Source organism: Streptococcus sp. DD10 (genome assembly GCF_001578805.1).
Classification (GTDB): Bacteria; Bacillota; Bacilli; order Lactobacillales; family Streptococcaceae; genus Streptococcus.
Map to the genome: position 1 here is coordinate 1 of NZ_KQ969207.1, position 412 is coordinate 412.

Sequence of the window (412 nt, forward strand, 5' to 3'; positions counted from 1 at the left end):
AGGGAATTCGACCTAGCATTCCTAGTCATTATATGCGAGAATATCGCTATTGTTATGGGGCAGTAGATGCTCAGACAGGTGATTCCTTTTTCCTTATTGCTGGAGGATGCAATACTGAGTGGACGAATGAATTTCTACGGCAAGTCTCACAAGCTTATCCAGATGACTATATTTTACTTGTAATGGATAATGCTATATGGCATAAATCAAGTACCTTGGAGATTCCAAGTAATATTGAGTTGGCTTTTATCCCACCTTATACACCAGAAATGAACCCTATTGAACAAGTCTGGAAAGAAATTCGAAAACGAGGTTTTAAAAATAAGGCTTTCCCATCATTGGAAGCTGTCATTGATAAGCTTCAAGAAGTTATTCAAGGATTGGAAAAAAATGTTTTAAAGTCCACTGTCAG

Annotated in this window: 1 protein-coding gene; it reads left to right on the plus strand. The window is 37.4% G+C overall.

The genetic code is table 11. The features are described 5' to 3' along the window. Positions 1-412, plus strand: a 412-nt coding sequence (locus STRDD10_RS10115) for an IS630 family transposase (protein WP_067195701.1), incomplete at both ends; no start/stop codon positions are given.